Below are 24,961 nucleotides of genomic sequence, written 5' to 3'. Positions count from 1 at the left end.
CACCGGACCCGGGGCCGGTCGGCTGTCGGCGAGCTTCGCACGGACCGGGGGCCGGTCAGCCGGCGGCGTGAGCCGCACGCGGACCCGGCCCCGGGGGGCTGTTCGGCCGGCCCCGGGAGGTCCAGGTCAGGTGGGGCCGCTCAGCTGCCGGGGAGCTCCAGGTCGGTCTTGTTGAGCTCCTCGATGTTCACGTCCTTGAACGTGAGCACGCGCACCTGCTTGACGAACCTCGCGGGCCGGTACATGTCCCAGACCCACGCGTCCGCCATCGACACCTCGAAGAAGACCTCACCCTGGACCGAGTGCACCTGCATCTCGTAGTCATTGGTGAGGTAGAAGCGACGCTCGGTCTCGATCACATATTTGAAGAGCCCGACGACGTCGCGGTACTCCCGGTAGAGCTTCAGCTCCATCTCGGTCTCGTACTTCTCGAGGTCCTCGGCGCTCATGGCATGTTCCCCTTCAGCCGTGCGTGCCCCCATTGTGCTCCAGCCACCTGTGCCCCTAGGCGATTTCCGGGGCCAGGACGACCGGAGTGGTCGGAGGGCCCTCGGCGAGCAGCGTGCGCAGCAGCTCGGCGAGTCGTGTCGGGTACACCGTCTCACGCGCCGCCGACAGTTCGGCGGAAGTCCACCACCTCAGGCCCCGGACGCTGCGGCTCTCGAGCTCGGTCAGGGCGCCCAGGGCCACCTCCGTCGTGGACGTCCGCGCCAGGTAGTACCACTCGTCCTGGTCCCAGCGGCGCCCGGCGAAGGGGAACGAGCAGACACGCCGCCACAGGACCGGCCCGAGCTCCACGTCGGTGAGCCCGGTCTCCTCGGCGAGTTCGCGCAGCGCCGCCTCCTCTCGGGTCTCGTCGCCCTCGACACCGCCGCCGGGGGTGAACCACCACGTCTCGGAGGGGTCGTCCGGCTCGTAGCCGTGCAGCAGCAGGATGCGGTCCTCCGGGTCGAGCAGGACGACCCGGGCGACCCGCCGCAGCTCCGCGGGCGGCGCCTCCCCGGCCTGCGTCTCCTCGGCCTGCGTCTCCTCGGACACCGGCTCCCCGGACGCCGGCCCCTCGGACACCGGCTGCCCGGCCTGCGACCCCCCGGCTTCCGGCTCCCCGGCCTCCGGCTCCCCGGGCGGCGGCCCCTCGGACGCCGACCGCCCGGCGTCGCGCCGCTCGGACGCCGACCGCCCGGGGTCGGGCCGCTCGGACAGCGGCTCCCCCGCCTGCGGCTCCTCAGGCATCGGCGGCGGCCTTCCCGCGCGCCGCGGCCCCCGCGTCCGCGCCTGCCCGTCGCCGGGGCCGGGACAGCAGCTTGGCGACCGGCCCGTACGCAGCGCCGATCAGGATCAGCGCGGCTCCGGCCACCACCGAACCCACCACCAGTTTCACCGGCCCGGCCTGGGAGATTCCGCCGGGCAGACCGGCGAAGCTCGCGGGCCGCTCGACCATGCCGCCCAGCGGCCATGCCACGGCATCCACGCGCCCGTTGACGGCCCCGCGGGGCACCGACCCCTGCCCGGGGTCCTGCAGGTGGACACGGGAGTCCAGGGAGGTGGAGCGCTCGTCACCGAGCAGGAACAGCTGCCCCTCGGGGACGGTCGCCGTGAAGCCGGTCGGCGAGGCGGGCCCCTTGGAGCGCAGATACGGTTCCTCGACCGCCTTGCCGTTGATGGTGATCCGGCCGTCGGTGTCACAGCAGACAATCTTGTCGCCGCCCACGCCGACGACCCGCTTGACCATGGGCAGATCTCCCCAGACGGAGTCCTTGAAGATCACGACGTCGCCGCGCCGGACGTCCGCGCCGTCGATGCGCTGGGCCAGCACACGGTCGCCGGCGTTGACGGTGGGCGTCATCGAGTCGGTGGGGACGGTGTAGGGCTGGTACAGGACGGCGCCCCAGACGAAGCCGCCGAGGAGGAGCACACAGCCGGCGGCCACGATCAGCCCCGACAGCACGCTGCCGAGGCGACCGCGGCCGCCGTCCGTACGTTCTGTTCCGCTCATCCCAGCGCTCCCCACCGTCGGCAAGACGACACGTCGGAGGTCGACGATCTGGGACGGCACCTTACCCGCGGTCACCTACTCGACGGTACGACTTACGCCTCACCGCCGACGAACGGCGGCCGCGCCGCCGCGCCGCCGGCCAATGGCCGTCTGGGCACGGCCGGAGGGGACCGCCGAGGCCTCAGCGGGCCGCGAGCCGCTTCCTGCGCCACAGCACGAGCGGCAGGGCGCCGGCGAGCCCCAGGGCGCCGGGTCCGGCGGCCGCCGCCGCGGCGGCGCTCAGCCCGGGCTGGTCGAAGGTGTCCGGCACGGGCAGCGTGGACCAGCGGCCCAGCGGCCACGCGACGACGACCGCACGGCCGACGACCTTGTCATTGGCGACGGTGCCGTTGCCGGGGAGCTCCTGGTGGTAGCGCGAGTCCAGCGAGTTCTGCCGGTTGTCGCCCATGACCCAGATACGGCCCTCGGGCACCTTGATCGGCCCGAACGGCTCGTCGTCGCAGGGCGTGGAGCCGGGGGCGATGTACGAGGTCTCGTCCAGCGGCTTGCCGTTGACGACGACCTTGCCGCCCTTCTTGCAGCTGACCGTGTCGCCGCCGACCGCGATGACCCGCTTGATCAGGTCCTTCTCCTCCGCGGACGGCATGAGGCCGATGAAGCTGAGGAACCTCTGGACCACATTGGGCTCGGGCGTCGGCTCGCCCTCCAGCCAGCCGCCCGGGTCGTGGAAGACGACGACCTCGCCGCGCTCCGGCTCGGAGCCGAACCAGGGGGTCAGCTTGTCGACCAGCACCCGGTCGCCGCGCTGCAGCGTGTTCATCATCGAGTCGGAGGGAATCGAGAACGCCTGTACCAGGAACGTCTTGATCAGCAGCGCGAGCAGGAGCGCGATGCCGATCAGGAGCGGCAGTTCCTTCCAGAAGGAGCGCGGTTTCCTGCCCTCGTCGTCGCCGCCGTCCTGCCCGGGGTCGCCCCCCGTGCCCTCATTCTCGTCGCTCGGGGAAGCAGGCTCTTCGGCGGCGGACGATGGCTCGCCGAACCGCTCGTGCCTCTTCTCGGGCTCGTCGTGTCCGGATCGTGCGCCGACCGCCAAATCCCCCACATCCACTCCTCACTCCGTGCGACCACCCGCCCCACCACAGGGGCAGGCCCACCACTCCCATAACGAGCGGGAGTTCCGCAGGGCTCGGGAGCCGGGTCAATCCGTTCAGATTCCGAGAGGACACACTATGCGACGAGCCGAGCGCGGTCGCAGTTCCGGCCCGCGAGTCCGGCACGGATGCGAACGTGTTCCGCCGCTCCAGCCCTTGCCAGTGGTCGAACGGCCAAGCGATGACGACGGCCCGCCCGACGACCTCCTCCTCCGAGACCGTTCCCTGGAACGCCTCGTCGAGGTGGAAGCGCGAGTCCGCCGAATTGGAGCGGTGGTCGCCCATCACGAAGATCCGGCCGGCGGGCACCCGTACGTCGAACTTGATCGTCGAGGGCACGTCGCCGGGGTTCAGGTAGGGCTCGTTGATCGGTATGCCGTTGACGGTGACCCGGCCGCCCTGGTCACAGCACTTGACAGTGTCCCCGCCGACCGCGACGACCCGCTTGATCAGGTCCTGTTCATCGTCGGACGGCAGGAGGCCGATGAAGGTCAGGGCCTGCTTGATCTGCTTCACACCGACGGGGTCGTCCCTCGTCGGTGTGTTCTCCTCCTGGAGCCAGCCGCCCGGGTCCTTGAAGACGACGACGTCGCCGCGCTCCGGCTTGCCGCCGAACCAGGGGGTGAGCTTGTCGACCAGCACCCGGTCGTCGATCTGGATCGTCTGCTCCATGGAGCCCGACGGGATCACGAAAGCCTGCACCAGGAAGGTCTTCAGGACGAGCGCGATGAGCAGGGCGACGGTTATGAGGAGGGGTATCTCCTTCACGGCGGAACGCTGTCTGCGGCGCTTCACCTTCTTGGCGAGTTTCCGCCGTTCCGCGCGGCCGGGCAGCGGCCGGGCGCCGTCGGTCGGCCGTGAACCGGTGGGCAGGCGCGTGTCCGCCCGGTGGCTGGCACGCCTGCCGCGGTTACCCATGGCCCCCGCCCGCCGTCCGGGACGCGGGAGCGTCGGGTACGCCGTCGAACGCGTCGGCCGGCGCCACGGTGGACCAGCGGCCGAGCGGCCAGCCGATCCAGTCGGCCCGCCCGATCACGTTCTCCACCGGGACCATGCCGCCGCCCGGTTCGCCCAGGTGGTCGCGGGAGTCCCGGGACTGGCTGCGGTGGTCGCCCATCACCCAGAGGGTGCCGTGGGGCACGACGACGTCGAAGCCGACCTGGGACGGGGAGTCCCCGAAGTACAGGTATCTCTCGTCGACGGGTACGCCGTTCACCTGGACCCTTCCCCCCTTGTCGCAGCACTTCACCCGGTCGCCGCCCACGCCGACCACGCGTTTCACGAAGTCGGCGTCGGCGGGCTCGGCGAGACCGAGGGCCGCACCCGCCCCGCGCACCAGTCCGGAGACCGGGTTCTCCTCCGGCGCCTCGCGGAGGAAGGATCCCGTGCCGTCGAAGACGATGACGTCTCCCCGCGCGGGCTCGGAACCGAAACGGTACGCCAACTTGTTGACCAGCACCCGGTCCCCCACCTGCAGCGTGGGTTCCATCGAGCGGCTGGGGATCTGGAAGGGCTGCACCACGAAGTGGCTCAGGAGCAGCAGGAGGACGGCGCAGGCGAGGCCGATGAACCCGGTCCGCCGCCACGTGAGGCCGGACATGCGGCCGGAAAGCACGGAGCGCGACCGCTCCTCCGGGTCGGAGGGGCGGTCGCGCTCGGTGTGCTGTGCTTCGGTGTCCATCGCGGCCCGATGGTATCCGGCCGCCCTGTGAACGGTTGATCCAAAGCCTCGGCGCGAGGGTGAGCGCAGGCTCAGTTCTCGCGCTTCTCCTTGATCTTCGCGGCCTTGCCGCGCAGGTCACGCAGGTAGTACAGCTTGGCGCGACGGACGTCACCGCGGGTCACGAGCTCGATCTTCTCGAAGATCGGGGAGTGCACCGGGAAGGTGCGCTCGACGCCGACGGAGAAGGAGACCTTGCGGACCGTGAAGGTCTCGGAGACGCCCGAGCCCTGACGGCGGATGACAACGCCCTTGAACTGCTGGATACGGGAGCGGTTGCCCTCGATGACGCGAACGTGGACGTTCACGGTGTCGCCGGGGCGGAACGCCGGGACGTCGGTGCGCAGGGACGCGGCGTTGACGGCGTCGAGCACGTGAGACATGTGTGTCTGCTTCCTCGCCGATGCCACAGGTCATCGACGGCAATAGTGATGAGGTTCGAGTCGCTGACCGCGTCGGGCGGGCGTCGTGTCCCCCTGTGGCAGGGGCGCAAGCCGGACGTACAGCAGCGCCCTATTCTTCCACGGCGGTGGGCCTGCGCCAAAATCGGCCGCTGGGGTCCGGCGCCCAGCCCATGATCGAGAGGGTTTCGCGGTCTTTCTTGTCGAACGCGGCGGGGTCGCAGCGTTCGAGCAGATCGGGCCGGTTGCGGGCGGTGCGGCGCAGTGCCTCGTCCCGGCGCCACCGGGCGATCTTGCCGTGGTGCCCGCTGATGAGCACGTCCGGGATGCCACGCCCGCGCCACTCGGGCGGCTTGGTGTAGACAGGGCCTTCCAGGAGGTTGGCCATGGCTCCGGGGGCGAAGGAGTCGTCCCGGTGGGACTCGGCGTTGCCGAGGACCCCGGGCAGCAGCCGGGCCACGGCCTCGGTGATCACGAGGACCGCGGCCTCGCCGCCGGCCAGGACGTAGTCGCCGATGGAGACCTCGTAGACCGGCATCCGGGTGGCGTACTCGTCCATGACCCGGCGGTCGATGCCTTCGTAACGGGCCGGGGTGAAGATCAGCCAGGGCCGTTCGGAGAGCTCGACAGCGAGTTCCTGGGTGAAGGGCCGCCCGCTGGGGGTGGGGACGACGAGCACGGGCTCGTGGGCGCCGGCCTCGTACCCGGAGGCGAGGGCGTCGTCGAGGGCGTCGCCCCAGGGCTCGGTCTTCATGACCATGCCGGGGCCGCCGCCGTACGGGGTGTCGTCGACCGTGTTGTGCCGGTCGTAGGTCCAGTGGCGCAGGTCGTGGACGTGGACGTCCAGCCGGCCGCGTGCGCGTGCCTTGCCGACGAGCGAGACGTTCAGCGGTTCCAGGTACTCGGGGAAGATCGTGACGACGTCGAGCCGCATCAGCTCTCGCCCTTCGGCGATTCGACGTCCTTCGGCGACTCGACGTCCCCCGGCGCCTCGACGCCCTTCGGCGACTCGGCGTCGCGCGAGGAGGCGATCTCGGCACGGTCGTCGATCAGCCCCGGCGGCGGTGCGATGATCGCCTTCTGCTCGTCGAGGTCGATGTTGGTGACGATCTCCTCGACGAACGGGATCATGACCTCGCTGCCGTCGGGTCGCTCCACCACGAACAGGTCTTGTGAGGGCAGGTGGGAGATCTCGGTGATCCGGCCGACCTCGGTGCCGTCCTGGAGCACGACGTCCAGATCCATCAGCTGGTGGTCGTAGTACTCGTCGGGCTCCTCCGGACGCTCGTCCGGGTCGACGTCGGCGATGAGCAGGGTGTTGCGCAGTGCCTCGGCGGCGTTGCGGTCCCGCACGCCTTCGAAGCGCAGCAGGAGCCGGCCGCTGTGCACCCGGCCGGTCTCGATGGTCAGCGGGCCGGCGGAGGCCGGGTCCGTGGCCAGTACGGCGCCGGGCGCGAGCCGCTGCTCGGGCTCGTCCGTACGCACCTCGACGGTGACCTCGCCCTTGATGCCATGGGCACGGCCGATCCGTGCGACTACCAGCTGCACTTGTTCAACTCTCCTGTCGGACGACTACGGGCCGGGGCGGGCCAGAAGCCCTCCCCGGCCCGTGCCGGTGCTCAACCTTTATCAGCGAACCTGGTCCACGTCGACGAGGTCGACGCGGATGCCACGGCCGCCGATGGCGCCCACGACGGTACGCAGGGCGCGCGCGGTACGGCCGTTGCGGCCGATCACCTTGCCGAGGTCGTCCGGGTGGACCCGGACCTCGAGCACGCGTCCCCGGCGCAGGTTGCGCGAGGCGACCTGCACATCGTCGGGGTTGTCGACGATGCCCTTCACGAGGTGCTCGAGAGCCTCCTCGAGCATGCTCAGGCCTCGGTCGACTCGGTGGACGCGGCCTCGGCCTCGTCCGCCTTCTTGTCGGCCTTCTTCGCCTTCGGGGTGATGGCCTCACCCTTCGAGTCGTCGCCCTCGAGCGCCTTGGCGAAGGCGTCGAAGGAGGCGCGCTTGTCTTCCTTGGTCGCCGGGGCCAGCAGCGGCTTCTCCGGGGCCGGCAGGCCCTTGTGCTTCTGCCAGTCGCCGGTGAGCTTCAGGATGGCGAGGACCGGCTCGGTCGGCTGGGCGCCGACGGACAGCCAGTACTGCGCGCGCTCCGAGTTGACCTCGATGCGCGACGGGTTCTGCACCGGGTGGTACAGACCGATCTCCTCGATGGCCCGGCCGTCACGGCGGGTACGGGAGTCGGCGACGACGATGCGGTAGTGAGGCGAACGGATCTTGCCCAGACGCTTCAGCTTGATCTTGACTGCCACGGGTGTGGTGTCTCCTGGTCTTGACGTGGTTGGGCACAACGAGATGCCACGTGGGGTTGCGGTACCCGAGTGCCCGATGGACGCGTCAGCCGGAGGAGAGAGGGGTCCTGTTCGACTGTCGAGTACAGCTAGCCATTGTGCCACACCGCTCCGGGTCAGCCCGCCGCGCCCACGGCTTCCGGGATTCTGAACGGCTTGCCGCAGCCGCCGCACATGATGGGGGCCTGGGCGAGCACCGACGGCACCACCCGGACGTTGCGGCCGCAGTCGCAGACCGCCTTGACCCGCACCCCGCCGCCCGAGGAACCGTGCCGGGCGGCCGGTCCGCGGAAGGAGCGCTTGGTGTCGGCGGCGGTGGCGACCGTGTGCGCCTTCAGGGCGCGCTGCAGCCGCTCGATCGTCGGGCGGTACCGGCGCTTGGCGTCGGGGCTGAGCGTGACCAGTGAGAAACCGCTGCTGGGGTGCGGTTCCTCGGAGTGGTCCAGGCCCATCTCCTCGGCGATCGCCAGGAATCTCCGGTTGTGGTAGCGGCCGGCGCGGGAGGTGTCGCGGACACCTCGTGCGGCGGCGATGCCGTGGACTGCCTCGTGGAGCAGCCGTTCGAAGGAGAGCTCGGCGCCACAGGCGGACGACGACTCTCCGATCAGGGATTCGGGCGCGGCAAGATCGGGCAGCTCGGGGTGGTGCCGCTGAATGTCGGCCCACGCCTGTGCCAGCTCTGCGGCGAGAACAGGTGGTGTCGTGCTCACGTCGTGACAACGAGCCGGGGCCGTCCCGGGTTCCATTCCGGGCCATCCCAAATAATTTGCACGTACCCGTCAGTTGCCATTGATGCGTCCTCACGAGGGCCAGTGCGCTGATCTGCGGAGAAGCCGCGCAGCTCACACCAAGGTGGTACGTAGCGGCGCGTACGCCCCGGCGCGTGGACGGGCCCGCGCGCCGGGCGCTCGCCCCTTCCCGGGGCGTACGGGGCCGCGCCGGAGCCGGCCGCCGTCGGCGACAGTACCGGGGTCTCACGCGACCCGTGGCACCGGGCCTTGCGGGAGGCCGAAACCCTACCCTCCCGACGCGTGCGCCGGGGGCGTGCCGGGCGGCCGCACCCACGGTCACCTCCTGGCATGCGCGATCCGGCAGCCGGCAGCACTATGGGGGGAGGTTCGTGCCGGACTCGGGGGCGCACAACCGGGGCACGCAAGCATTGCCACCCAACCCCTGGACTTGGGGACGGATGCGGAGTTCCCTGGCATACGGGGAGTGCGAGCGCACGTACACGGGGGCTGTCAATCAGGGCACAGACGCACAGATGGACCTCTCGGCGGATTGGGGCGCTTTCGATGACACCTATGCTCGTCCAGCACCACCCCCTCCCGGCCTCGGCCCCTCCGGCGACGGACGCGCCCGGCCGTGCCCGTGACTGGGCGGAGATCCAGGAACGGATGCTGGTCCCGCTGTACGAGGCGGTGTACGAGCATCTGGAGGTGGGCACCGGAACACGGCTGCTGGGGCTCGGCTGCGGCTCGGGGCTCGCCCTGCTGATGGCCGCCGCGCGCGGCGCGCAGGTGACGGGTGTCGACACGGACCACGCGCGCGTGGACCTGGCCAGGGAGCGGCTGATGCCGGACTCCGGTGCGCGGGTGTCCCGCCGGGGCGAACCGCGGCTGGAGACCAGACTCCTGTACGGCGAGCCTTCCGACGCCGCGGATCCCACCCGTCCGGCGTACAACCTCGTGACCGCTTTCCAGCCGATCGGCTGCACTTCCGGTGACTCCGACGGGCTGGCGCCCACGCTCTCCGCCGCGGTGCGCCTGACGGAGCGGGGCAGTGCCGTCGTCCTGGCGGGCTGGGGTCCTCCGGAGCGGTGCGCCACCTCCGCGGTGCTGCGCGTGGCGGGCCGGCTGACCGAGCCGACGGGTACGGGCTGGCGCCCGGCGCTCCGGGACGACCTGGAGGACGTCGCCGCGCAGGCGGGGCTGAAGCCCGACGGCTCGGGACGGGTGGCGTGTCCGTTCGGGTACGCGGACATGGGCAGCGCGGTGCGCGGCCTGTTCTCGACCGGCCTGTTCGACGCGGCCGTGGAGGCCTCCGACCAGGCGACCGTGGAGAAGGAGGTCGTGGAGGCGCTCCACCCCCACCGGCGCCCGGACGGCACCGTCTGGATGCCCAACGTCTTCCGCTACCTCGTGGCCCGGATTCCCTGATCCCGCGCGCCGCCCGCCCGGGTGGGCCACCGGGCCAGTGCCCGGTCCTCGGTGACCCGCCGGCCCCTGCCCGTGCCGAGGTGTCCTCGGTGACCCGCACGCCGCCCGCCTCGGCCAATGCCGGTGTCCTGCGGCGACCCGAAGGACGCGACCCGCCCGCCGGGCCAGTGGTTGGTGTCCTCGGCGACCCGCCCGCCGCCCGCCCCGGCCAATGCCGGTGTCCTGCGGCGACCCGAAGGACGGCGCGCCCGGGCTAGTGGTTGGTGTCCTTGGTGACCCGGGGGACGCCGGCGGCCCGGTAGGCCTCCGCCTCGTCCAGGGTCTCGTTCTCCAGCAGCGCCGCCGACAGCGCGTCCAGCTTGGGGCGGTGCTCCTGGAGGAGCCGGCAGGCATCCTCGTAGCACTCGTCGACGATGCGCCGCATCTCGTGAGCCACCGCGTCGAGCGTGGCGGGCGCGGCGGACAGGCCGTACGCCTGCTGCGCGTCGCCGGGGATGGCGCTGAGCCGGCCGACCCGCTCGCTCATGCCCCAGCGCCCGGCCATGCCGCGCGCGATGTTGGTGACCTGTTCCAGGTCGCTCTCGGAGCCCGTCGTGATGACGCCGAAGACGACGTGTTCGGCGGCCATGCCGCCGAGCGCGCCGATGATGCGGCCGCGCAGGTACTCCTCCGTGTAGGCGTACTTGTCGGCGTCGGGTGTCGACAGGGTCACGCCGAGGGCACGTCCGCGCGGGACGATGGTGACCTTGCGGACGGGGTCGGCGCCGGGCTGCAGCATGCCGAGGAGCGCGTGGCCGCTCTCGTGGTACGCGGTGCGGCGCCGCTCCTCCAGGGGCATGACCAGGGCGCGTTCGGCGCCGAGCTGGACCTTCTCCAGCGCGTCGGAGAGGTCCGTCCGGGTGACCAGGTCCTGGCGGCGCTTGACCGCCAGCAGGGCGGCCTCGTTGGCGAGATTGGCGAGTTCCGCCCCCGTCATGCCGGGCGTCGTGCGGGCGACCTGGGCGAGGTCGACGTCGTCGGCGAGCGGGATCTCCCGGGTGTGGATCCTGAGAATGGCCTCGCGGCCGCCTCGGTCGGGCGGGCTGACGTTGACGATGCGGTCGAAGCGGCCGGGGCGGGTGAGGGCGGGGTCGAGGACGTCCGCCCGGTTGGTGGCCGCGATGACGATGACGCCCTCGGAGCCGGAGAAGCCGTCCATCTCGGTGAGGATCTGATTGAGGGTCTGTTCGCGTTCGTCGTGTCCGCCCATGGTCGCGCCGCCGCCGCGCACCCGCCCGATGGTGTCGATCTCGTCGATGAAGATGATGGCCGGGGCGACCTTGCGGGCCTCGTTGAAGAGCTCTCGCACGCGTGAGGCGCCGACGCCCACGATCATCTCGATGAACTCGGAGGCCGAGGCGGAGAAGAACGGCACGCCGGCCTCGCCCGCCACGGCCCGGGCGAGCAGGGTCTTGCCGGTGCCCGGGGCTCCGGCGAGGAGGACGCCGCGCGGCATCTTGGCGCCCATCCGCCAGTAGTCGTCGGGGTTCTTCAGAAAGTCCACGACGTCGTTGAGCTCGCTCTCGACCTCGTCGATCCCGGCGACGTCGGCGAAGGTCGTGCGGTGTTCGGCGTGGACCTCGACCGGCTTCGGCGGGGCTTTGCGGCCGAGCATGCCGCCGGCCCCCGGCCCGTGGCTCATCCGCCGGGAGATGAACACCCACAGCAGGACCAGGAGCAGGATCGGCGCCAGCGAGAAGAGCAGATTGGCCAGGAAGCTCGGCCGCTCGACGACCGGCTCGGCCGTCACGGTGACTTTCTGCCTGGTCAGCTGGGCCCAGAGGTCGTCGTCGGCGAAGGCGGGCCGCTGGGTGGTGAACCGGTCCTTGTTCTTCAGCTCGCCCTCGATGGCGTCACCCTTGGAGTAGATCTTGGTGACGTTGCCGTCGCTGACCTGCCGGCTGAACTCGGTGTACGAGATCCGCCGCCCGTCGCCGTCGCCGAAGACGGACAGGCCCACGTTGATGATGACGAGGAGGGCGAGCGCGGTGATGATGAGCCAGCCCCAGCGGCCGGGCGTCCTTCGCCGGGGCGGGGGCGGCGGCGGGGCGCCCTCGGAGCGCCACGGCTGGTCGGTGCGATCGCGTGGGGGTACGGAGTTGGCCACGCGGCCATCATGCGAGAAACCGGCAGGACCGGCATTACGGGCAGCCGTGTGGCGGACACCCGGCGGGGCGCAACCCAGGGCGGCGGATACGCCGAGGGGCGCCCACCCGTGGTGGACGCCCCTGGGAAGCCTGGCACCGGGCCGTTCGCGGGATGCTCAGCCCATGAACTTCTTGAACTCGTCCGGCAGCTCGAAGTCCTTGCCCGGCTGCCCGTCCGGCAGGCCGAACGCGCCGCCCTGCTGAGCCTGTTCCCGGCGCGCCGCGGCGGCCTGCTCCTCGGCCTTCCGCTTCATCGGGTTGCCGCTCTTGCGCTTGCCCTTGGCCTGCTTCTGCTGCTTCTTCTGGCGGCCGGGGCCGCCGCCCATGCCGGGGATCCCCGGCATGCCGGGCATGCCGCCGCCCTGGGCCATCCGCGACATCATCTTGCGGGCCTCGAAGAACCGCTCGACCAGGCCCTTGACGGCGCTGACGTCGACACCGGAACCGCGGGCGATACGCGCGCGGCGCGAGCCGTTGATGATCGTGGGGTCCTGGCGCTCGCCCGGCGTCATCGACTTGATGATGGCGGCCGTGCGGTCCACGTCGCGCTCGTCGATGTTGTTGATCTGCTCCTTCATCTGCGCCATACCGGGCAGCATGCCGAGGAGCTTGGAGATGGAGCCCATCTTGCGGACCTGCTCCATCTGGGCCAGGAAGTCGTCGAGGGTGAACTCCTGGCCCTTCTTGGACGCCAGCTTGGAGGCCATCTTGGCGGCCTCTTCCTGGCTGAAGGTCTGCTCGGCCTTCTCGATGAGCGACAGCACGTCGCCCATGCCGAGGATGCGGGACGCCATGCGGTCCGGGTGGAACGCGTCGAAGTCGTCCAGCTTCTCGCCGTTGGAGGCGAACATGATCTGGCGGCCGGTGACGTGCGCGATCGACAGGGCGGCACCACCGCGGGCGTCACCGTCGAGCTTGGACAGCACCACGCCGTCGAAGCCGACGCCGTCGCGGAAGGCCTCGGCGGTGTTGACCGCGTCCTGACCGATCATGGCGTCGACGACGAAGAGGACCTCGTCCGGGCTGACGGCGTCGCGGATGTCCGCGGCCTGCTGCATCAGCTCCTGGTCGATACCGAGGCGGCCGGCGGTGTCGACGATGACGATGTCGTGCTGTTTGGTGCGCGCGTACTCGATGGAGTCCTTCGCGACCTGGACCGGGTCACCCACGCCGTTGCCCGGCTCCGGCGCGTAGACGCCGACGCCGGCGCGCTCGGCGACGACGGAGAGCTGGTTGACCGCGTTGGGGCGCTGGAGGTCACAGGCGACGAGCAGCGGGGCGTGGCCCTGGCCCTTCAGCCAGAGGCCGAGCTTTCCGGCGAGGGTGGTCTTACCGGCACCCTGGAGGCCCGCCAGCATGATCACGGTGGGCGCGGTCTTGGCGAAGCGCAGCCGGCGGGTCTCGCCGCCGAGGATGCCGATGAGCTCCTCGTTGACGATCTTGATGACCTGCTGGGCGGGATTCAGCGCCTGCGAGACCTCGACGCCGAGCGCCCGCTCCTTGACCTGCTTGATGAAGGCGCGGACGACGGGCAGCGCCACGTCGGCCTCGAGCAGCGCGATACGGATTTCCCGGGCCGTGGCGTCGATGTCGGCCTCGGAAAGGCGGCCCTTGCCCCGGAGGTTCTTGAATGTCGCTGCAAGGCGGTCGGAGAGGGTATCGAACACGGTGGTCGCGGGTCCTCGGGTCTCGGGGGCGGGGTGACGGTTGCACCCAAGGGTATCCGCCCGCGCCAGTGGGCAACGGACGCGGGCGGAAGACCCTGTACGGGGGCCTGTGCGGGGGCCGGGCGGGGCCTGGCCGGGTCTTCGGCGCCTACTGGTCCCGCAGCGCTGCTTCCAGTGCCCGGGCCACCCCCGGTGCCTCCTCGGCCGGGAGCGGGGCGCCCCGCGGGTCGGTGACGTAGAACGCGTCCACCGCGTTGGCACCCAGCGTGGACACATGGGCGCTGCGCACCCGCACCGCCGCCGTTTCCAGGGCCCGGCCGATGCGGTGCAGCAGGCCGGGGGCGTCCTGGGCGCGGACCTCGATGACGGTGGCCAGGGCCGAGCCCGCGGCGGCGACGGTGACCCTCGGGGGCGGCGCCTTGAGGCCGCGGCGCCGCGGATAGGCCGCCTCGCGCTCGGCCAGACGGGCCCGGATGTCGAGCGAGCCGTCCAGCACCCTGACGAGGTCGGCGCGCAGCCGCGCGGCCTGCGGGAGGGAGCCGTACTCGGCGGCGACGCGCCAGTTCAGTACGAGCACGGCGCCGGAGCCTCCCGTTCCGTCGGAGCCTCCCTTGGTGCCGGGGCCCTCCGGGCCTCCCGCCCCGCCGGGGCCGTCCGCGCCCAGTCCGGCCGGCAGCTCTATGGCCCGCAGGTCCGCCGCCCGGACGGTCAGCCGGTGCAGGGCGAGGACGCCGGCGACGGCGGGCAGCACGCCCGGCTGGTCGGGCAGGGCGATCAGCAGCTCGACGCCGACCGGTTCCGGTTCGCCGTCCTCCGCCGGGGTCTCGGCCTGGGTGTGCAGTGTCAGGACGGGTTCGCCGGTGCGGAGGGCCTCGATGGCGAGCCGTTCCTCCTCCGCGCTGGGCTCGGCCGGTTCGGGGGCCTGCGGCGGCTCGCCCGCGAGGACGCCCGCGACGCGTTTCACCAGGTCGGCAACCAGCGAGCCGCGCCATGACGACCACGCGGCGGGGCCGGTGGCCAGGGCGTCGGCCTCGGTGAGGGCGTGCAGGAGCTCCAGGGCGGACAGGGAGCCGACGGCGTCCGCGACGGACTGCACGGTGGCGGGGTCGTCCAGGTCGCGGCGGGTCGCGGTCTCGACGAGCAGCAGGTGGTGGCGGACGAGGGAGGCGAGGACGGCGGCGTCGGCGCGGTCGAAACCGACCCGGGTGGCGACGTCCCGGGCGATGGTCTCGCCCACCACGGAGTGGTCGCCGGGCCAGCCCTTGCCGATGTCGTGGAGCAGGGCGGCGACCAGGAGCAGGTCGGGCCGCCCGACGCGGCGGGTGAGGGAGGAGGCCCGTACGGCCGTCTCGACGAGGTGCCGGTCGACGGTCCAGGTGTGGACGGGGTTGCGTTGCGGGCGGCAGCGGACGCGTTCCCAGTCGGGGATGAGCCGGGTGATCAGGCCTTCGGCCTCCAGGGCCTCCCAGACGGGGACGGTCGGTTCGCCCGCGCCGAGCAGGGTGACCAGTTCCTCCCGCGCCTCGGCGGGCCAGGGCACGGGCAGCTGTTTGGCGGTGGCGGCGAGGAGCCGTACGGCGTGCGGGGAGACCGGCAGCCCGTTCTGGGCGGCCGCGGCGGCGGCCCGCAGCGGGAGGACCGGGTCGCGTTCGGGCCGGGCGGTGCGGGCGAGCACGACCTCGCCGTCCATCTCGACGACGCCCTCGGCGAGCGGGGTGCGTGCGGGCTGCGGCCGGGGCCGGCCGCCGCCGAGCATGGCGCGCAGCCGGGGCCGGACGGAGCGGGCCTTGAGGACCCGGTTGACCTCGCGCCAGGTGACGTCCCCGGCGTAGGCGATGGTGCGGGCCGCTTCGTACACCTCGCGCAGCAGGGTGTCGGCGTCGAGCAGGCCCATGGCGGCGGCGACCTGGTCCTGCTCCTGCAGGGCGAGCCGGTCGGTGGCGCGGCCGCTGGCCAGGTGGAGGGCGTCGCGCGCGTCGAGGAGGCGGCGGCGTGCCTCGGCGAGGCCCTGGCGCGGGGCGTCGGCGACCCAGGAGGCGGCGACGGCGCGCAGGGCGGTGGCGTCGCGCAGGCCGCCGCGGGCTTCCTTGAGGTCGGGTTCGAGGAGGAACTGCAGCTCGCCCTGGCGTTCCGCGCGCTCCCGGCACAGTTCGTCGAGTTCGGGCAGACGTTTCGCGGCCTGGTTGCGCCAGTCGGCGAGGACGGTGGTGCGCAGGCCGGAGACGAGTCCGAGGTCGCCGGCGATGTGGCGGGCGTCGAGGAGCCCGAGCTGCGCCTTCAGGTCCTCGGCCGCCGTCTTGCGGGCCTCGCCGGGGGTGCGTACGGAGTGGTCCAGGGCGAGGCCCAGGTCCCAGACCGGGTACCAGATCCGGTCGGCCAGGGCGGCGACGGCCTTGGCGTCGGAGCCGCCGTCGTGCAGGAGGAGCACGTCCAGGTCGCTGCGGGGGGACAGTTCGCCGCGGCCGTACCCGCCGACGGCGACGAGCGCCGTGCCCCGGGGCGGTTCGGCTGCGGCGAACAGGCCGGCCAGCCACTCGTCGGTGAGCCGGGCGAGGGCGGCACGGCGCGGCGGCCCGGACCGAGCCTCCTCCTGGAGGAGGCTCAGCCGGGCCGCCGCGTAGCCGCTGGGTCCCGAGTCGTCCGCTTCTGCGCTCGTGTCGAGGCTCGTCACCCAGCAGCTCCTCACAGTGCGTCGGGGCCGCGTTCGCCGGTGCGGACGCGTACCGCCGTGTCGACCGGGACGCTCCACACCTTGCCGTCACCGATCTTTCCGGTGCGGGCGGCCTTGACGACGACGTCGATCAGCTGTTCGGCGTCCTCGTCCTCCACCAGTACCTCGATACGGATCTTCGGCACGAGGTCGACGGTGTACTCGGCGCCCCGGTAGACCTCGGTGTGACCGCGCTGCCGTCCGTAGCCGCTGGCCTCGGTGACCGTCAGCCCCTGGACGCCGAAGGCCTGCAGGGCCTCCTTGATCTCGTCCAGTCGGTGCGGTTTGACGACTGCGGTGATGAGCTTCATGCGTCCACCTTCTTGTTCTGCGCCACTGCTGTCACGGACTCGCCCTGGGTCGACGGCACGGCCTTGCGCGATCCGGCGCCGCCGCCGGCCCCGCTGAAGTCGTACGCCGTCTCGGCGTGCTCGGCCTGGTCGATGCCGGCGACCTCCACGTCCTCGCTGACCCGCATGCCCATCACCTTGTCGATGACGAGGGCGAGCAGCGCGGAGACGACCAGAGAGTAGGCGAGGACCGAGAAGACACCGATGGCCTGCTTGCCGAGCTGCTCGAACCCGCCGCCGTAGAAGAGTCCCTTGGCCGTGGACTGGACGCCGCCGGTGGCGAAGAAGCCGACGAGCAGGGAGCCGACCACACCGCCGACGAGGTGGACGCCGACGACGTCGAGGGAGTCGTCGTAGCCGAACCTGTACTTCAGGCCGACGGCCATGGCGCAGAGCAGACCGGCGATCGCGCCGATGGCGATCGCGCCGAGCGGCGAGCAGGAGCCGCCCGACGGGGTGATGGCGACCAGGCCGGCGACCGCGCCGGAGGCGGCACCGAGGGTGGTGCAGGCGCCGTGGCGGATCTTCTCGTAGGCCAGCCAGGCCAGCATCGCGGCGGCGGTGGCGACCTGCGTGTTCACGAACATGACCGCGCCGACGCCGTCGTCGTTGCCGAGCCACGAGCCGGCGTTGAAGCCGAACCAGCCGAACCACAGCAGGCCCGCACCGAGCATGACCAGCGGCAGGCTGTGCGGCCGCATGGGGTCCTTCTTGAAGCCGACGCGCTTGCCGATGACCAGGATCACGCCGAGGGCGGCGGCGCCGGCGTTGATGTGGACGGCCGTACCGCCCGCGAAGTCGATGACGCCCATCTCGAAGAGCCAGCCGCCCGCACCCCACACCCAGTGCGCGACCGGGAAGTAGACGACGGTGGCCCACAGGGCGATGAACAGGGCCCATGCGCTGAACTTGACGCGGTCCGCGAGGGCGCCGCTGATCAGGGCGGGCGTGATCACGGCGAACATCAGCTGGAAGACCGCGAAGACGTAGACCGGGATGGTGTAGCCGGTCCAGAGTTCGTCGCGGCCGATGCCGCTCAGCCCGACGAAGTCCGACGACCAGCCGATGACCGATCCGGAGTCCGTGCCGAAGGCGATGCTGAAGCCGTAGAGCACCCACAGGATCGTGACGATCCCGAGGCTGATGAAGCTCATCATCAGCATGTTCAGGGTGCTCTTGACGCGGACCATGCCTCCGTAGAAGAAGGCCAGGCCGGGCGTCATGAGCATCACCAGCGCGGAGCAGATGAGCATGAATCCGGTGTTGGCGGCAGACAGGGTGGGTGTGTCTGCGGCAAGCGTGATGCCTGGGGGCATCGGCGTCTCCTCGTCGTCGTACGGCCTGTGCGGGGCGGAGCCGGTGCTGCGCGGCTTTGAGGGGTGGCCGTTGTGGGACCCGACATTTGCGCAGCACGGTTTCGGTCGATGCCGCTCGATGTTTCGCGGCCGTGACGAAGGGGCCGGGTGTGTTACGTCAGGATGAAACGCCGGGTAACGGGGAGATTACGGCAGTACCCTCTGCGCACACGCGGACCGGCCGCGACAGTCACCCTGTTGACCTGGCGTAGGGGAGCCGAGTCGGGCTGTACGGGGTGGCTGTCGCGGCCGGGGTCTGGTGGCGGCCCGCCGGGCGGTCTCAGACGGCTTCGGCGGTCTCCGGGAGCTGTGCGGTGAGGATGTCGGTGAGCCTCGCGACCTCGGGGACGTCGCCGAAGCCCCTGGCCGCGGTGTCGACGGTCTTGCGCAGCCTCGTGTTGACCCGCTCGGAGCGGACCCGCTTGGCGATGGCGAGCGCCCTCTCGGCGAGCGCCGTGGACTGCTCGGGCTCGCGCTTGAGCAGGTGCACGGTGGCCATGCCGACGAGGTTGAGTGCATACGACCGCTGATGCTCCTCGTCGTTGCCGAAGAGCTCCACGGCGCGCTCCATCACCGGCTCGGCGAGCGAGGCGTAGGTGGGGCTGCGGCCGGCCACATAGGCGAGGTCGCGGTAGGAGTGGGCGTTCTCACCGTTGAGCTCGGCCTCGGAGAAGAAGCGGATCCAGTCCGGCTCGGGCTCTCCGTCCAGGCCGACGTCGGCGAAGGTGTCCTCGGCCATCCGCACGGCGCGCTTGCACTTGCTGGGCTGGCCCATGTTGGCGTACGCCCGGGCCTCCATGGCGTACAGCATGGCCTGGGTGCGGGCGGTCGCGCAGTCACGGCTCCCGTACTGGGCGAGGTGGATGAGCTCCAGGGCGTCGTCGGGCCGCCCGAGGTGGATCATCTGGCGGCTCATGGACGAGAGGATGTACGAGCCGAGGGGCTTGTCGCCGGCCTCTTTGGCGGCGTGCAGAGCGAGGACGAAGTACTTCTGGGCGGTGGGCTGGAGCCCCACGTCATAGCTCATCCAGCCGGCCAGCTCGGCCAGTTCGGCGGCGCACTTGAACAGCCGGCGCGCGGTGTTCGCGGGGTGCGGTTCCTGGAGGAGGTCGGTGACCTCGTGGAGCTGGCCCACGACCGCCTTGCGGCGCAGCCCTCCGCCGCACTGGGCGTCCCACTGGCGGAACATGACGGTGGTGGACTCCAGGAGGTCCAACTCCGGCTTGGAGAGCCGGGTGGGGCGGCGCGGGGAGCCGGCCGGTTCGGGGCGGCCCGCCTCCGCGACCGGGGTGGGGACGAGCCAGCGCTGCATCGGCTCGATGAGGGCGGGGCCGGCGGCCAGGGCCAGGGAGGTGCCCAGGAAGCCCCGCCGGGCGAGCATGAGGTCGCTGCGGGAGAACTCGCTGAGCAGGGAGACCGTCTGGGGTCCGGCCCAGGGCAGGTCGACTCCGGACACGGAGGGTGACTGGTGGGCCGTGCGCAGGCCGAGGTCCTCGACGGCGACGACGGAGCCGAACCGCTCGGAGAACAGCTCGGAGAGGATGCGCGGGATCGGCTCACGTGGCTGCTCGCCGTCGAGCCAGCGCCGCACCCGGGAGGTGTCTGTGCTGATGTGGTGTGCGCCCATCTGGCGCGCCCGGCGGTTCACTTGTCGCGCGAGCTCGCCCTTGGACCAGCCACTGCGCACGAACCACGAGCTCAGTTGCTCGTTCGGGCGCTTGCCGGCATTCGTACCGTCTGCGCCGCTGCTGCCCACTGGAACGCCCCCATCCCGCCGAAATCGCTTTTGTTGCGCGAACCCTTATCAGAATGCCGTGAGTTGTGGCCATCCGTCCGGCGACCGCACCCTTTCGAACGGGCGAGCCGTCTTGCCTCCGGCATACCCTGCGGCGCGGTCGCTACCCCGAAGGTTCGTGCACCGAAAGTAATCCTACGATCACCCGTCCCGCGAGGCTGATTCCGTAAACGCCACCATTCGCCACCCCTTCGAATGAAGTCGCCTCCTGCCAGGCGCGATTCACTTGACACAGCACGAATCTGGAGTCGGCGGGTCGTTGTGGAACGAGGCGCGCGCGACGGGACGCACCACCCCGGGCGCCTCTGGGAGCCCCTCTTCAGGGGGTGGCGGCGACGGAGTGTGACCGATGGACTCCAGGTCGTAACCACCGGCGAGTTCCACCCGTTGGAGGGGGCATGGGCTTCACGATCGGCACCACCCGTATCCGTGAGATGCGGTCCGGGTTGACGAGCTTGTCCGGTTCGCGGTGGCGGGCCGGCCGCGCCGCGGAGTGCACCGTGGCGGCGGAGTACACCGGCCTGTGGGGCTGGGACGTGGTCCCCGGCGCCCGGGCGGCGTCCGGCCGGTGCTCCTGCGGGGACGTGGCGTGCTCGTCCCCCGGCGCGCATCCGCTGGGGTTCGCGCCCGAAGTGCCGGCCGGCGCGACGCTCGACGAGGTGACCGGGACGTGGTCGCGGTTCCCGGGCGCGGCGCTGCTGCTGCCGGTGGGCCGTACGTTCGACGTCCTGGAGGTCGCCGAGGCAGCCGGGCGCCGCGCACTGGTGCGCCTGGAGCGGATGGGGCTGCCGCTCGGCCCGGTGTGCGCCACGCCGACCGGTCGGGCGCAGTTCTTCGTGGCCCCGGGGGCGGCGGCCGAGCTGCCCCGGCTGCTCTACCGCATGGGGTGGGACGACGCGGGCCTCGACCTGCGCGGCCTGGGCCCGGGCCACCACATCACGGCCCCGCCCTCCGACCACGCCGGACTGGGCCCCGCCCGCTGGCTGCGCCCGCCGGCGCTGAACGCCGGGGCGCCGCCGCAGGCCCGTCTGCTGCTGGGCACCCTGGCGTACATCTGCCACCGGTCCGCGGCCTGACCCGAAGCCGCCCGGCGCACGAGGCGGCCCACGGTACGAGGTGGCCCGGGACACGAGGTGGCCCCGGCGCACGAGGCGGCCCGAGGTACGCGCCGGCCCCGGGCCCCGGAGCCGGAGGCGGAGGCGGAGGCGGCAGCACACACGAAGGGGCGCCCCGGCGGTAGCCGCCCGGGGCGCCCCTGGGGAACTCGGTGGTGCTCAGTCGCCGATCAGGGCGTCGACGAAGGCCTCGGGCTCGAACGGAGCCAGGTCGTCCGGGCCCTCGCCCAGACCGATCAGCTTGACCGGGACTCCCAGCTCTCGCTGGACCGCCACGACGATGCCGCCCTTGGCGGTGCCGTCCAGCTTGGTCAGCACGATGCCGGTGATGTCGACCACCTCGGCGAAGACGCGCGCCTGGACGAGACCGTTCTGACCGGTCGTGGCGTCCAGGACCAGCAGGACCTCGTCCAGCGGGCCGTGCTTCTCGACGACCCGCTTGACCTTGCCGAGCTCGTCCATGAGACCGGTCTTGGTGTGCAGCCGGCCCGCGGTGTCGATGAGCACCACGTCGGCCCCCTCGGCGATGCCCTCCTTGACCGCGTCGAAGGCGACCGACGCCGGGTCGCCGTTCTCCGGGCCGCGGATCGTGCGGGCGCCGACCCGGTCGCCCCAGGTCTGGAGCTGATCGGTGGCGGCGGCGCGGAAGGTGTCCGCGGCGCCCAGCACGACCGACTTGCCGTCGGCCACCAGGACACGCGCGAGCTTGCCCGTGGTCGTGGTCTTGCCGGTGCCGTTCACACCGACGACCATCACGATGCCCGGCGTGGCGGTGTCGCTCTCCGTGTGCACGGTGCGGTCGTAGTCCGTGCCGACCAGGGTCAGCAGCTCCTCCCGGAGCAGGCCGCGCAGCTCCGCGGGCGTCCGGGTGCCGAGGACCTTCACGCGCTCACGCAGCCGCTCCACGAGCTCCTGGGTGGGTGTGACGCCGACGTCGGCGGTGAGGAGGGTGTCCTCGATCTCTTCCCAGGTCTCCTCGTCGAGGTGCTCCCGGGACAGCAGGGAGAGCAGCCCCTTGCCGAGCGAGTTCTGTGAGCGGGCGAGCCGGGCACGCAGCCGGACCAGCCGGCCCGCGGTCGGTTCCGGGACCTCGATCTCGGGCGCGGGCGGCGCCGTGACGAGGGGGTCCTCGAGGGCGGCCGGGGCTTCGAGCGCCTGTTCGGCCGTCGGGAGGTCCACCTCCTCGATCGTGCGGCGCGGTTCCTCCCGCGGTGTCTCCGCCTCCTCGCCGACGTGCGGCTCGGCGGGCGGAGCTGTGATGGTCGGCGTGCTGGGCGGCGCCTGCGGAGGGGGCAGCTGCTTCTTCTTGCGGCTGCTGACCACGAGGCCGCTGATCGCGCCGACCGCGACCAGAGCGATGACTACAGCAAGGATGACGATTTCCATAACCCGACCAGTATCCCCCAGGGGAGTAGGCCCCTATCTGGGTCTTTTGGGGGGAATGTACGATGTCGTGAGATCCCCCACTTCCGCACGGAGCTGATCCATGCCCCACGCCTCCGCATCCGAAGGCGCGATAGAGACCCGCGGTCTCGAACCGGTCCCCGACGCCGAGCGGACCGGGCACATCCGGGAGCTGTTCCCCACCTGGGTCGCGGCGAACATCAGTGTGCTGCTGCTCACCATGGGCGCCGGCCTGATCGTGTTCAACGGCCTGAACCTCTGGCAGGTGCTGGTCGTCGCGACGGCCGCCCCCATCCTCTCGTACGGGATCGTCGGCCTGATCTCGATCGCCGGGAAGCGCGGCGGCTCGCCCGGCATGGCTCTGTCCCGCGCGGTGTTCGGCCAGCGCGGGAACCTCTTCCCGGGCACGCTGATCTGGGTGGCGCGCTGGGGCTGGGAGACGATCAACGCCGTGACGGGGGCGTACGCCCTGCTGACCGTGCTCGATCTGTGCTTCGGCGTGAAGAGCAGCACCCCGCTGATCGTCGTCACCCTCCTCCTCTTCGTGGCCTGCACGTTCCTGGTCTCGGGCCTGGGCATCAACGCCCTGCGGGTCTGCAGCACCTGGTCGACGTATCTGTTCGGCGCCTTCTCGGTGCTGGTGCTGGGCCACCTGGTGGCGAACACGGACTGGAGCGCGGTCTTCGACAAGCCCGCGGGCTCAACCGCGATGATGATCGCGGGCATCGGCACGCTCGCCGCGGGCGGCATCAGCTGGGTGCCCTCCGGCCCGGACTTCACCCGCTACCTGCCGCGTACGGCGTCGTCCAGGGCCATGGTGGGCTCCACGGTCGGCGGCGCCGGGATCGTCGTGCTGCCGATGGTCCTGATGGGCGCGGTGATGGCGGTGGGCACGCCGGACCTGGCGTCCGCGCAGGACCCGGTGTCGTTCATCGGCGAACTGCTGCCGGCCTGGCTCTCCGTGCCGTACCTGCTCATCGCGCTGGTCGGCATGCTGTTGATCAACTCCATGTCGATGTACTCGGCCGGGTTCACCGCGCAGACCCTCGGGATCAAGGTCCCGCGGGCCTGGGCCGTGAGTGTGAACGCGCTGATCAGCCTGATCTTCGGTTTTCTGCTGATGGTGGTGGCCACGAGCTTCATCGGCTCGTTCGTCTCGTTCCTGACGCTGCTGGCGGTGGCGTTCTCGGCGTGGATCGGGGTCTTCGGCGTCGACATGCTGCGCCGGACGTCGTACGACGGGGAGGCGCTGATGGACACCACCCGCACCAGCGCGTACTGGTACCGGGGCGGCTTCGCCTGGCAGGCGATGACCGCGTGGGGCGCCGCCCTGCTCGTCGGGCTGGTCTTCACCCGGGTCGACTGGTTCGCCGGCCCGCTGGCCGGCTCCTGGATCGGGACGAACGGTCTGGGCTGGCTGCTGACGATCCTGGCGGCGGCGGCGCTCTACGCCGCGCTGCCGCGCGACCGGGCCGCCGGGCCCGCCGCCGGGGCCGGGGCGGAGGAACCCCTGGCCGCCACTGTTTCCAACTGACGCTACGTCAGCTACGGTCCCCCTGCGTCGGCTCACCGTCCGGCGGAGGGGGACTTCTCATGGCCGTCACAGTCGTCCGGTTCAATCTCGTCGCCCCCGGTGCGACGCCCGGGGAGCTCTCCGACCGCTATCGCGCGGCGCTGGAGATGGCGGCGTACGCGGACGACCGCGGCGTCGGCACGATCCAGACCGAGGAGCACCACGGCGCCGCCAACAACTGGCTGCCCTCCCCCTTCGTCTTCGCCGGCGCGGTCTTCGGAGCGACCCGCCGGATCACGGTCACCGTCTCCGCGGTCATCGGCCCGTTGCACGACCCGCTGCGGCTGGCCGAGGAGATCGCCGTACTGGACCTGCTGTCCGGGGGGCGGCTGGTGACGGTCGCGGGCATCGGCTACCGGCCCGAGGAGTACGAGGCGTACGGCGTCGACTGGGGCCGGCGCGGCAAGCTCCAGGACCTGCTGCTGGAGACGCTGCTGCGGGCGTGGACGGGTGAGGAGTTCGAGTACCAGGGGCGTACGGTACGGGTCTCCCCCCGCCCGTACAGCAGACCCCATCCGCTGCTGCTGGTGGGCGGCTCGTCCCGGGCGGCCGCCCGGCGCGCGGCCCGGCTGGGCCTGCCGTTCTTCCCGAGCGCCCATCTGCCGGAGCTGGAGGCCTACTACCAGGAGCGGCGTGCGGCCTTCGGCACGGAGGGGTTCTGCATGATGCCGGCGGCGAGCACGCCGCTGCTGCACCTGGCGGAGGACCCCGACCGCACCTGGGCGTTGTACGGCGAGCACTTCCTGCACGAGGCGCGGACGTACGCCTCCTGGCAGTCGAAGGACATCCCGTCTGCGGTGCGTTCGCGGGCGACGACGGTGGAGGAGCTGCGCGCGGAGGGCGTGTACCGGATCGTGACGCCCGAGGAGTGCCTGGATTCGGCGTCGGAGAGTCTGGTGCTGCATCCGCTGTGCGGCGGGATGCCGGTGGACGAGGGCTGGCGGAGTCTGCATCTGCTGGGCGAACGCGTACTGCCCCGGCTCAGGACCCTGAGGGGCTGAGCCGGGGCAGTTTCGTGACCGAGG

The 24,961-nt window shown here is 71.6% G+C and carries 23 protein-coding genes; 4 read left to right on the top strand and 19 right to left on the bottom strand.

Going from position 1 to position 24,961, the window contains the following annotated elements; all coding sequences use genetic code 11:
* Window positions 1-140: 140 nt before the first annotated feature.
* From ACY34K_RS21110 to ACY34K_RS21055, 12 genes are all read right to left on the bottom strand, one after another.
* Window positions 141-449, bottom strand: a complete 309-nt coding sequence (locus tag ACY34K_RS21110) for a DUF2469 domain-containing protein (RefSeq protein WP_008737534.1) — start codon at window positions 447-449, stop codon at window positions 141-143.
* Between the two features lie 55 nt (window positions 450-504).
* Complete coding sequence (locus ACY34K_RS21105) at window positions 505-1,038, bottom strand: NUDIX hydrolase (RefSeq protein ID WP_462749397.1); 534 nt, start codon at window positions 1,036-1,038, stop codon at window positions 505-507.
* Between the two features lie 187 nt (window positions 1,039-1,225).
* A complete protein-coding gene (gene lepB / locus ACY34K_RS21100) occupies window positions 1,226-1,996 on the bottom strand; it encodes a signal peptidase I (RefSeq protein WP_462749293.1) in 771 nt (256 codons plus the stop codon).
* Window positions 1,997-2,177: 181 nt separating this feature from the next.
* Window positions 2,178-3,089 (bottom strand): signal peptidase I, encoded by a 912-nt coding sequence (gene lepB, locus ACY34K_RS21095; RefSeq protein WP_462749396.1) that lies wholly within the window; start codon window positions 3,087-3,089, stop codon window positions 2,178-2,180.
* On the bottom strand, window positions 2,980-4,065 hold the full coding sequence (gene lepB / locus ACY34K_RS21090) for a signal peptidase I (RefSeq protein ID WP_462749292.1): 1,086 nt from the start codon (window positions 4,063-4,065) through the stop codon (window positions 2,980-2,982). The genes lepB (ACY34K_RS21095) and lepB (ACY34K_RS21090) overlap by 110 nt, the downstream gene beginning before the upstream one ends.
* Window positions 4,058-4,828: a signal peptidase I gene (lepB, locus tag ACY34K_RS21085; protein ID WP_462749290.1), complete on the bottom strand. Its 771-nt coding sequence runs from the start codon at window positions 4,826-4,828 to the stop codon at window positions 4,058-4,060. The genes lepB (ACY34K_RS21090) and lepB (ACY34K_RS21085) overlap by 8 nt, the downstream gene beginning before the upstream one ends.
* 71 nt (window positions 4,829-4,899) lie before the next feature.
* Entirely contained in the window at window positions 4,900-5,250 is a 351-nt protein-coding gene (gene rplS, locus ACY34K_RS21080; protein ID WP_462749288.1) for a 50S ribosomal protein L19, read from the bottom strand.
* Window positions 5,251-5,380: 130 nt separating this feature from the next.
* Window positions 5,381-6,202 (bottom strand): tRNA (guanosine(37)-N1)-methyltransferase TrmD, encoded by an 822-nt coding sequence (gene trmD / locus ACY34K_RS21075; protein ID WP_462749285.1) that lies wholly within the window; start codon window positions 6,200-6,202, stop codon window positions 5,381-5,383.
* Window positions 6,202-6,816: a ribosome maturation factor RimM gene (gene rimM, locus ACY34K_RS21070; protein ID WP_462749283.1), complete on the bottom strand. Its 615-nt coding sequence runs from the start codon at window positions 6,814-6,816 to the stop codon at window positions 6,202-6,204. The genes trmD and rimM overlap by 1 nt, the downstream gene beginning before the upstream one ends.
* 81 nt (window positions 6,817-6,897) lie before the next feature.
* Window positions 6,898-7,137 carry an RNA-binding protein gene (locus tag ACY34K_RS21065; protein WP_005311361.1) on the bottom strand — a complete coding sequence of 80 codons (240 nt, stop codon included), beginning with the start codon at window positions 7,135-7,137 and terminating at the stop codon, window positions 6,898-6,900.
* A gap of 2 nt (window positions 7,138-7,139) precedes the next feature.
* A complete protein-coding gene (rpsP, locus tag ACY34K_RS21060) occupies window positions 7,140-7,583 on the bottom strand; it encodes a 30S ribosomal protein S16 (RefSeq protein ID WP_462749280.1) in 444 nt (147 codons plus the stop codon).
* 155 nt (window positions 7,584-7,738) lie between these two features.
* On the bottom strand, window positions 7,739-8,332 hold the full coding sequence (locus ACY34K_RS21055; protein WP_462749277.1) for a hypothetical protein: 594 nt from the start codon (window positions 8,330-8,332) through the stop codon (window positions 7,739-7,741).
* 585 nt (window positions 8,333-8,917) lie between these two features.
* On the opposite strand from ACY34K_RS21055, the gene ACY34K_RS21050 reads away from it, so the two are divergent.
* Window positions 8,918-9,781: a methyltransferase domain-containing protein gene (locus ACY34K_RS21050; protein ID WP_462749275.1), complete on the top strand. Its 864-nt coding sequence runs from the start codon at window positions 8,918-8,920 to the stop codon at window positions 9,779-9,781.
* A gap of 253 nt (window positions 9,782-10,034) precedes the next feature.
* Here ACY34K_RS21050 and ftsH read toward each other — a convergent pair whose 3' ends face one another.
* From ftsH to nsdA, 6 genes are all read right to left on the bottom strand, one after another.
* Window positions 10,035-11,927: an ATP-dependent zinc metalloprotease FtsH gene (gene ftsH, locus ACY34K_RS21045; protein WP_462749273.1), complete on the bottom strand. Its 1,893-nt coding sequence runs from the start codon at window positions 11,925-11,927 to the stop codon at window positions 10,035-10,037.
* Window positions 11,928-12,083: 156 nt separating this feature from the next.
* A complete protein-coding gene (ffh, locus tag ACY34K_RS21040; RefSeq protein WP_462749271.1) occupies window positions 12,084-13,634 on the bottom strand; it encodes a signal recognition particle protein in 1,551 nt (516 codons plus the stop codon).
* Between the two features lie 148 nt (window positions 13,635-13,782).
* The gene (locus ACY34K_RS21035; protein WP_462749269.1) at window positions 13,783-16,305 is read right to left on the bottom strand and encodes a [protein-PII] uridylyltransferase; all 2,523 of its coding nucleotides are present in this window, start codon (window positions 16,303-16,305) and stop codon (window positions 13,783-13,785) included.
* Between the two features lie 11 nt (window positions 16,306-16,316).
* Window positions 16,317-16,655: a P-II family nitrogen regulator gene (locus ACY34K_RS21030; RefSeq protein WP_365720671.1), complete on the bottom strand. Its 339-nt coding sequence runs from the start codon at window positions 16,653-16,655 to the stop codon at window positions 16,317-16,319.
* Window positions 16,652-18,010, bottom strand: coding sequence for an ammonium transporter (locus ACY34K_RS21025; protein WP_462749266.1), 1,359 nt, complete (start codon window positions 18,008-18,010; stop codon window positions 16,652-16,654). Before ACY34K_RS21025 ends, ACY34K_RS21030 begins: the two co-directional genes overlap by 4 nt.
* 319 nt (window positions 18,011-18,329) lie before the next feature.
* Window positions 18,330-19,805, bottom strand: coding sequence for a transcriptional repressor NsdA (gene nsdA / locus ACY34K_RS21020; RefSeq protein WP_462749264.1), 1,476 nt, complete (start codon window positions 19,803-19,805; stop codon window positions 18,330-18,332).
* A gap of 437 nt (window positions 19,806-20,242) precedes the next feature.
* Between nsdA and ACY34K_RS21015 the strand changes: the two genes are divergently transcribed.
* Complete coding sequence (locus tag ACY34K_RS21015) at window positions 20,243-20,920, top strand: bifunctional DNA primase/polymerase (RefSeq protein ID WP_462749262.1); 678 nt, start codon at window positions 20,243-20,245, stop codon at window positions 20,918-20,920.
* A 198-nt stretch (window positions 20,921-21,118) separates the two neighbouring features.
* Here ACY34K_RS21015 and ftsY read toward each other — a convergent pair whose 3' ends face one another.
* Window positions 21,119-22,345 carry a signal recognition particle-docking protein FtsY gene (ftsY, locus tag ACY34K_RS21010; protein ID WP_462749261.1) on the bottom strand — a complete coding sequence of 409 codons (1,227 nt, stop codon included), beginning with the start codon at window positions 22,343-22,345 and terminating at the stop codon, window positions 21,119-21,121.
* A gap of 100 nt (window positions 22,346-22,445) precedes the next feature.
* On the opposite strand from ftsY, the gene ACY34K_RS21005 reads away from it, so the two are divergent.
* Together ACY34K_RS21005 and ACY34K_RS21000 are read left to right on the top strand one after the other, a co-directional pair.
* Entirely contained in the window at window positions 22,446-23,897 is a 1,452-nt protein-coding gene (locus ACY34K_RS21005; RefSeq protein WP_462749258.1) for a cytosine permease, read from the top strand.
* A 59-nt stretch (window positions 23,898-23,956) separates the two neighbouring features.
* Window positions 23,957-24,937 carry an LLM class flavin-dependent oxidoreductase gene (locus ACY34K_RS21000; RefSeq protein ID WP_462749256.1) on the top strand — a complete coding sequence of 327 codons (981 nt, stop codon included), beginning with the start codon at window positions 23,957-23,959 and terminating at the stop codon, window positions 24,935-24,937.
* The last annotated feature ends 24 nt before the right edge of the window (window positions 24,938-24,961 follow it).

It is taken from the genome of Streptomyces sp. STAM6 (assembly GCF_054963715.1).
Note: the sequence above shows the minus strand (reverse complement) of the source record. Positions and strands in the feature narration are given on the sequence as shown.

Coding starts and splice junctions, on each gene's coding strand:
- ACY34K_RS21110 (WP_008737534.1), bottom strand. CDS start 449: ATGAGCGCCGAGGACCTCGAGAAGTACGAGACCGAGATGGAGCTGAAG.
- lepB (WP_462749293.1), bottom strand. CDS start 1,996: ATGAGCGGAACAGAACGTACGGACGGCGGCCGCGGTCGCCTCGGCAGC.
- lepB (WP_462749292.1), bottom strand. CDS start 4,065: ATGGGTAACCGCGGCAGGCGTGCCAGCCACCGGGCGGACACGCGCCTG.
- lepB (WP_462749290.1), bottom strand. CDS start 4,828: ATGGACACCGAAGCACAGCACACCGAGCGCGACCGCCCCTCCGACCCG.
- rplS (WP_462749288.1), bottom strand. CDS start 5,250: ATGTCTCACGTGCTCGACGCCGTCAACGCCGCGTCCCTGCGCACCGAC.
- trmD (WP_462749285.1), bottom strand. CDS start 6,202: ATGCGGCTCGACGTCGTCACGATCTTCCCCGAGTACCTGGAACCGCTG.
- ACY34K_RS21065 (WP_005311361.1), bottom strand. CDS start 7,137: ATGCTCGAGGAGGCTCTCGAGCACCTCGTGAAGGGCATCGTCGACAAC.
- ACY34K_RS21050 (WP_462749275.1), top strand. CDS start 8,918: ATGACACCTATGCTCGTCCAGCACCACCCCCTCCCGGCCTCGGCCCCT.
- ACY34K_RS21030 (WP_365720671.1), bottom strand. CDS start 16,655: ATGAAGCTCATCACCGCAGTCGTCAAACCGCACCGACTGGACGAGATC.
- ACY34K_RS21025 (WP_462749266.1), bottom strand. CDS start 18,010: ATGCCCCCAGGCATCACGCTTGCCGCAGACACACCCACCCTGTCTGCC.
- ACY34K_RS21015 (WP_462749262.1), top strand. CDS start 20,243: ATGGGCTTCACGATCGGCACCACCCGTATCCGTGAGATGCGGTCCGGG.
- ftsY (WP_462749261.1), bottom strand. CDS start 22,345: ATGGAAATCGTCATCCTTGCTGTAGTCATCGCTCTGGTCGCGGTCGGC.
- ACY34K_RS21005 (WP_462749258.1), top strand. CDS start 22,446: ATGCCCCACGCCTCCGCATCCGAAGGCGCGATAGAGACCCGCGGTCTC.
- ACY34K_RS21000 (WP_462749256.1), top strand. CDS start 23,957: ATGGCCGTCACAGTCGTCCGGTTCAATCTCGTCGCCCCCGGTGCGACG.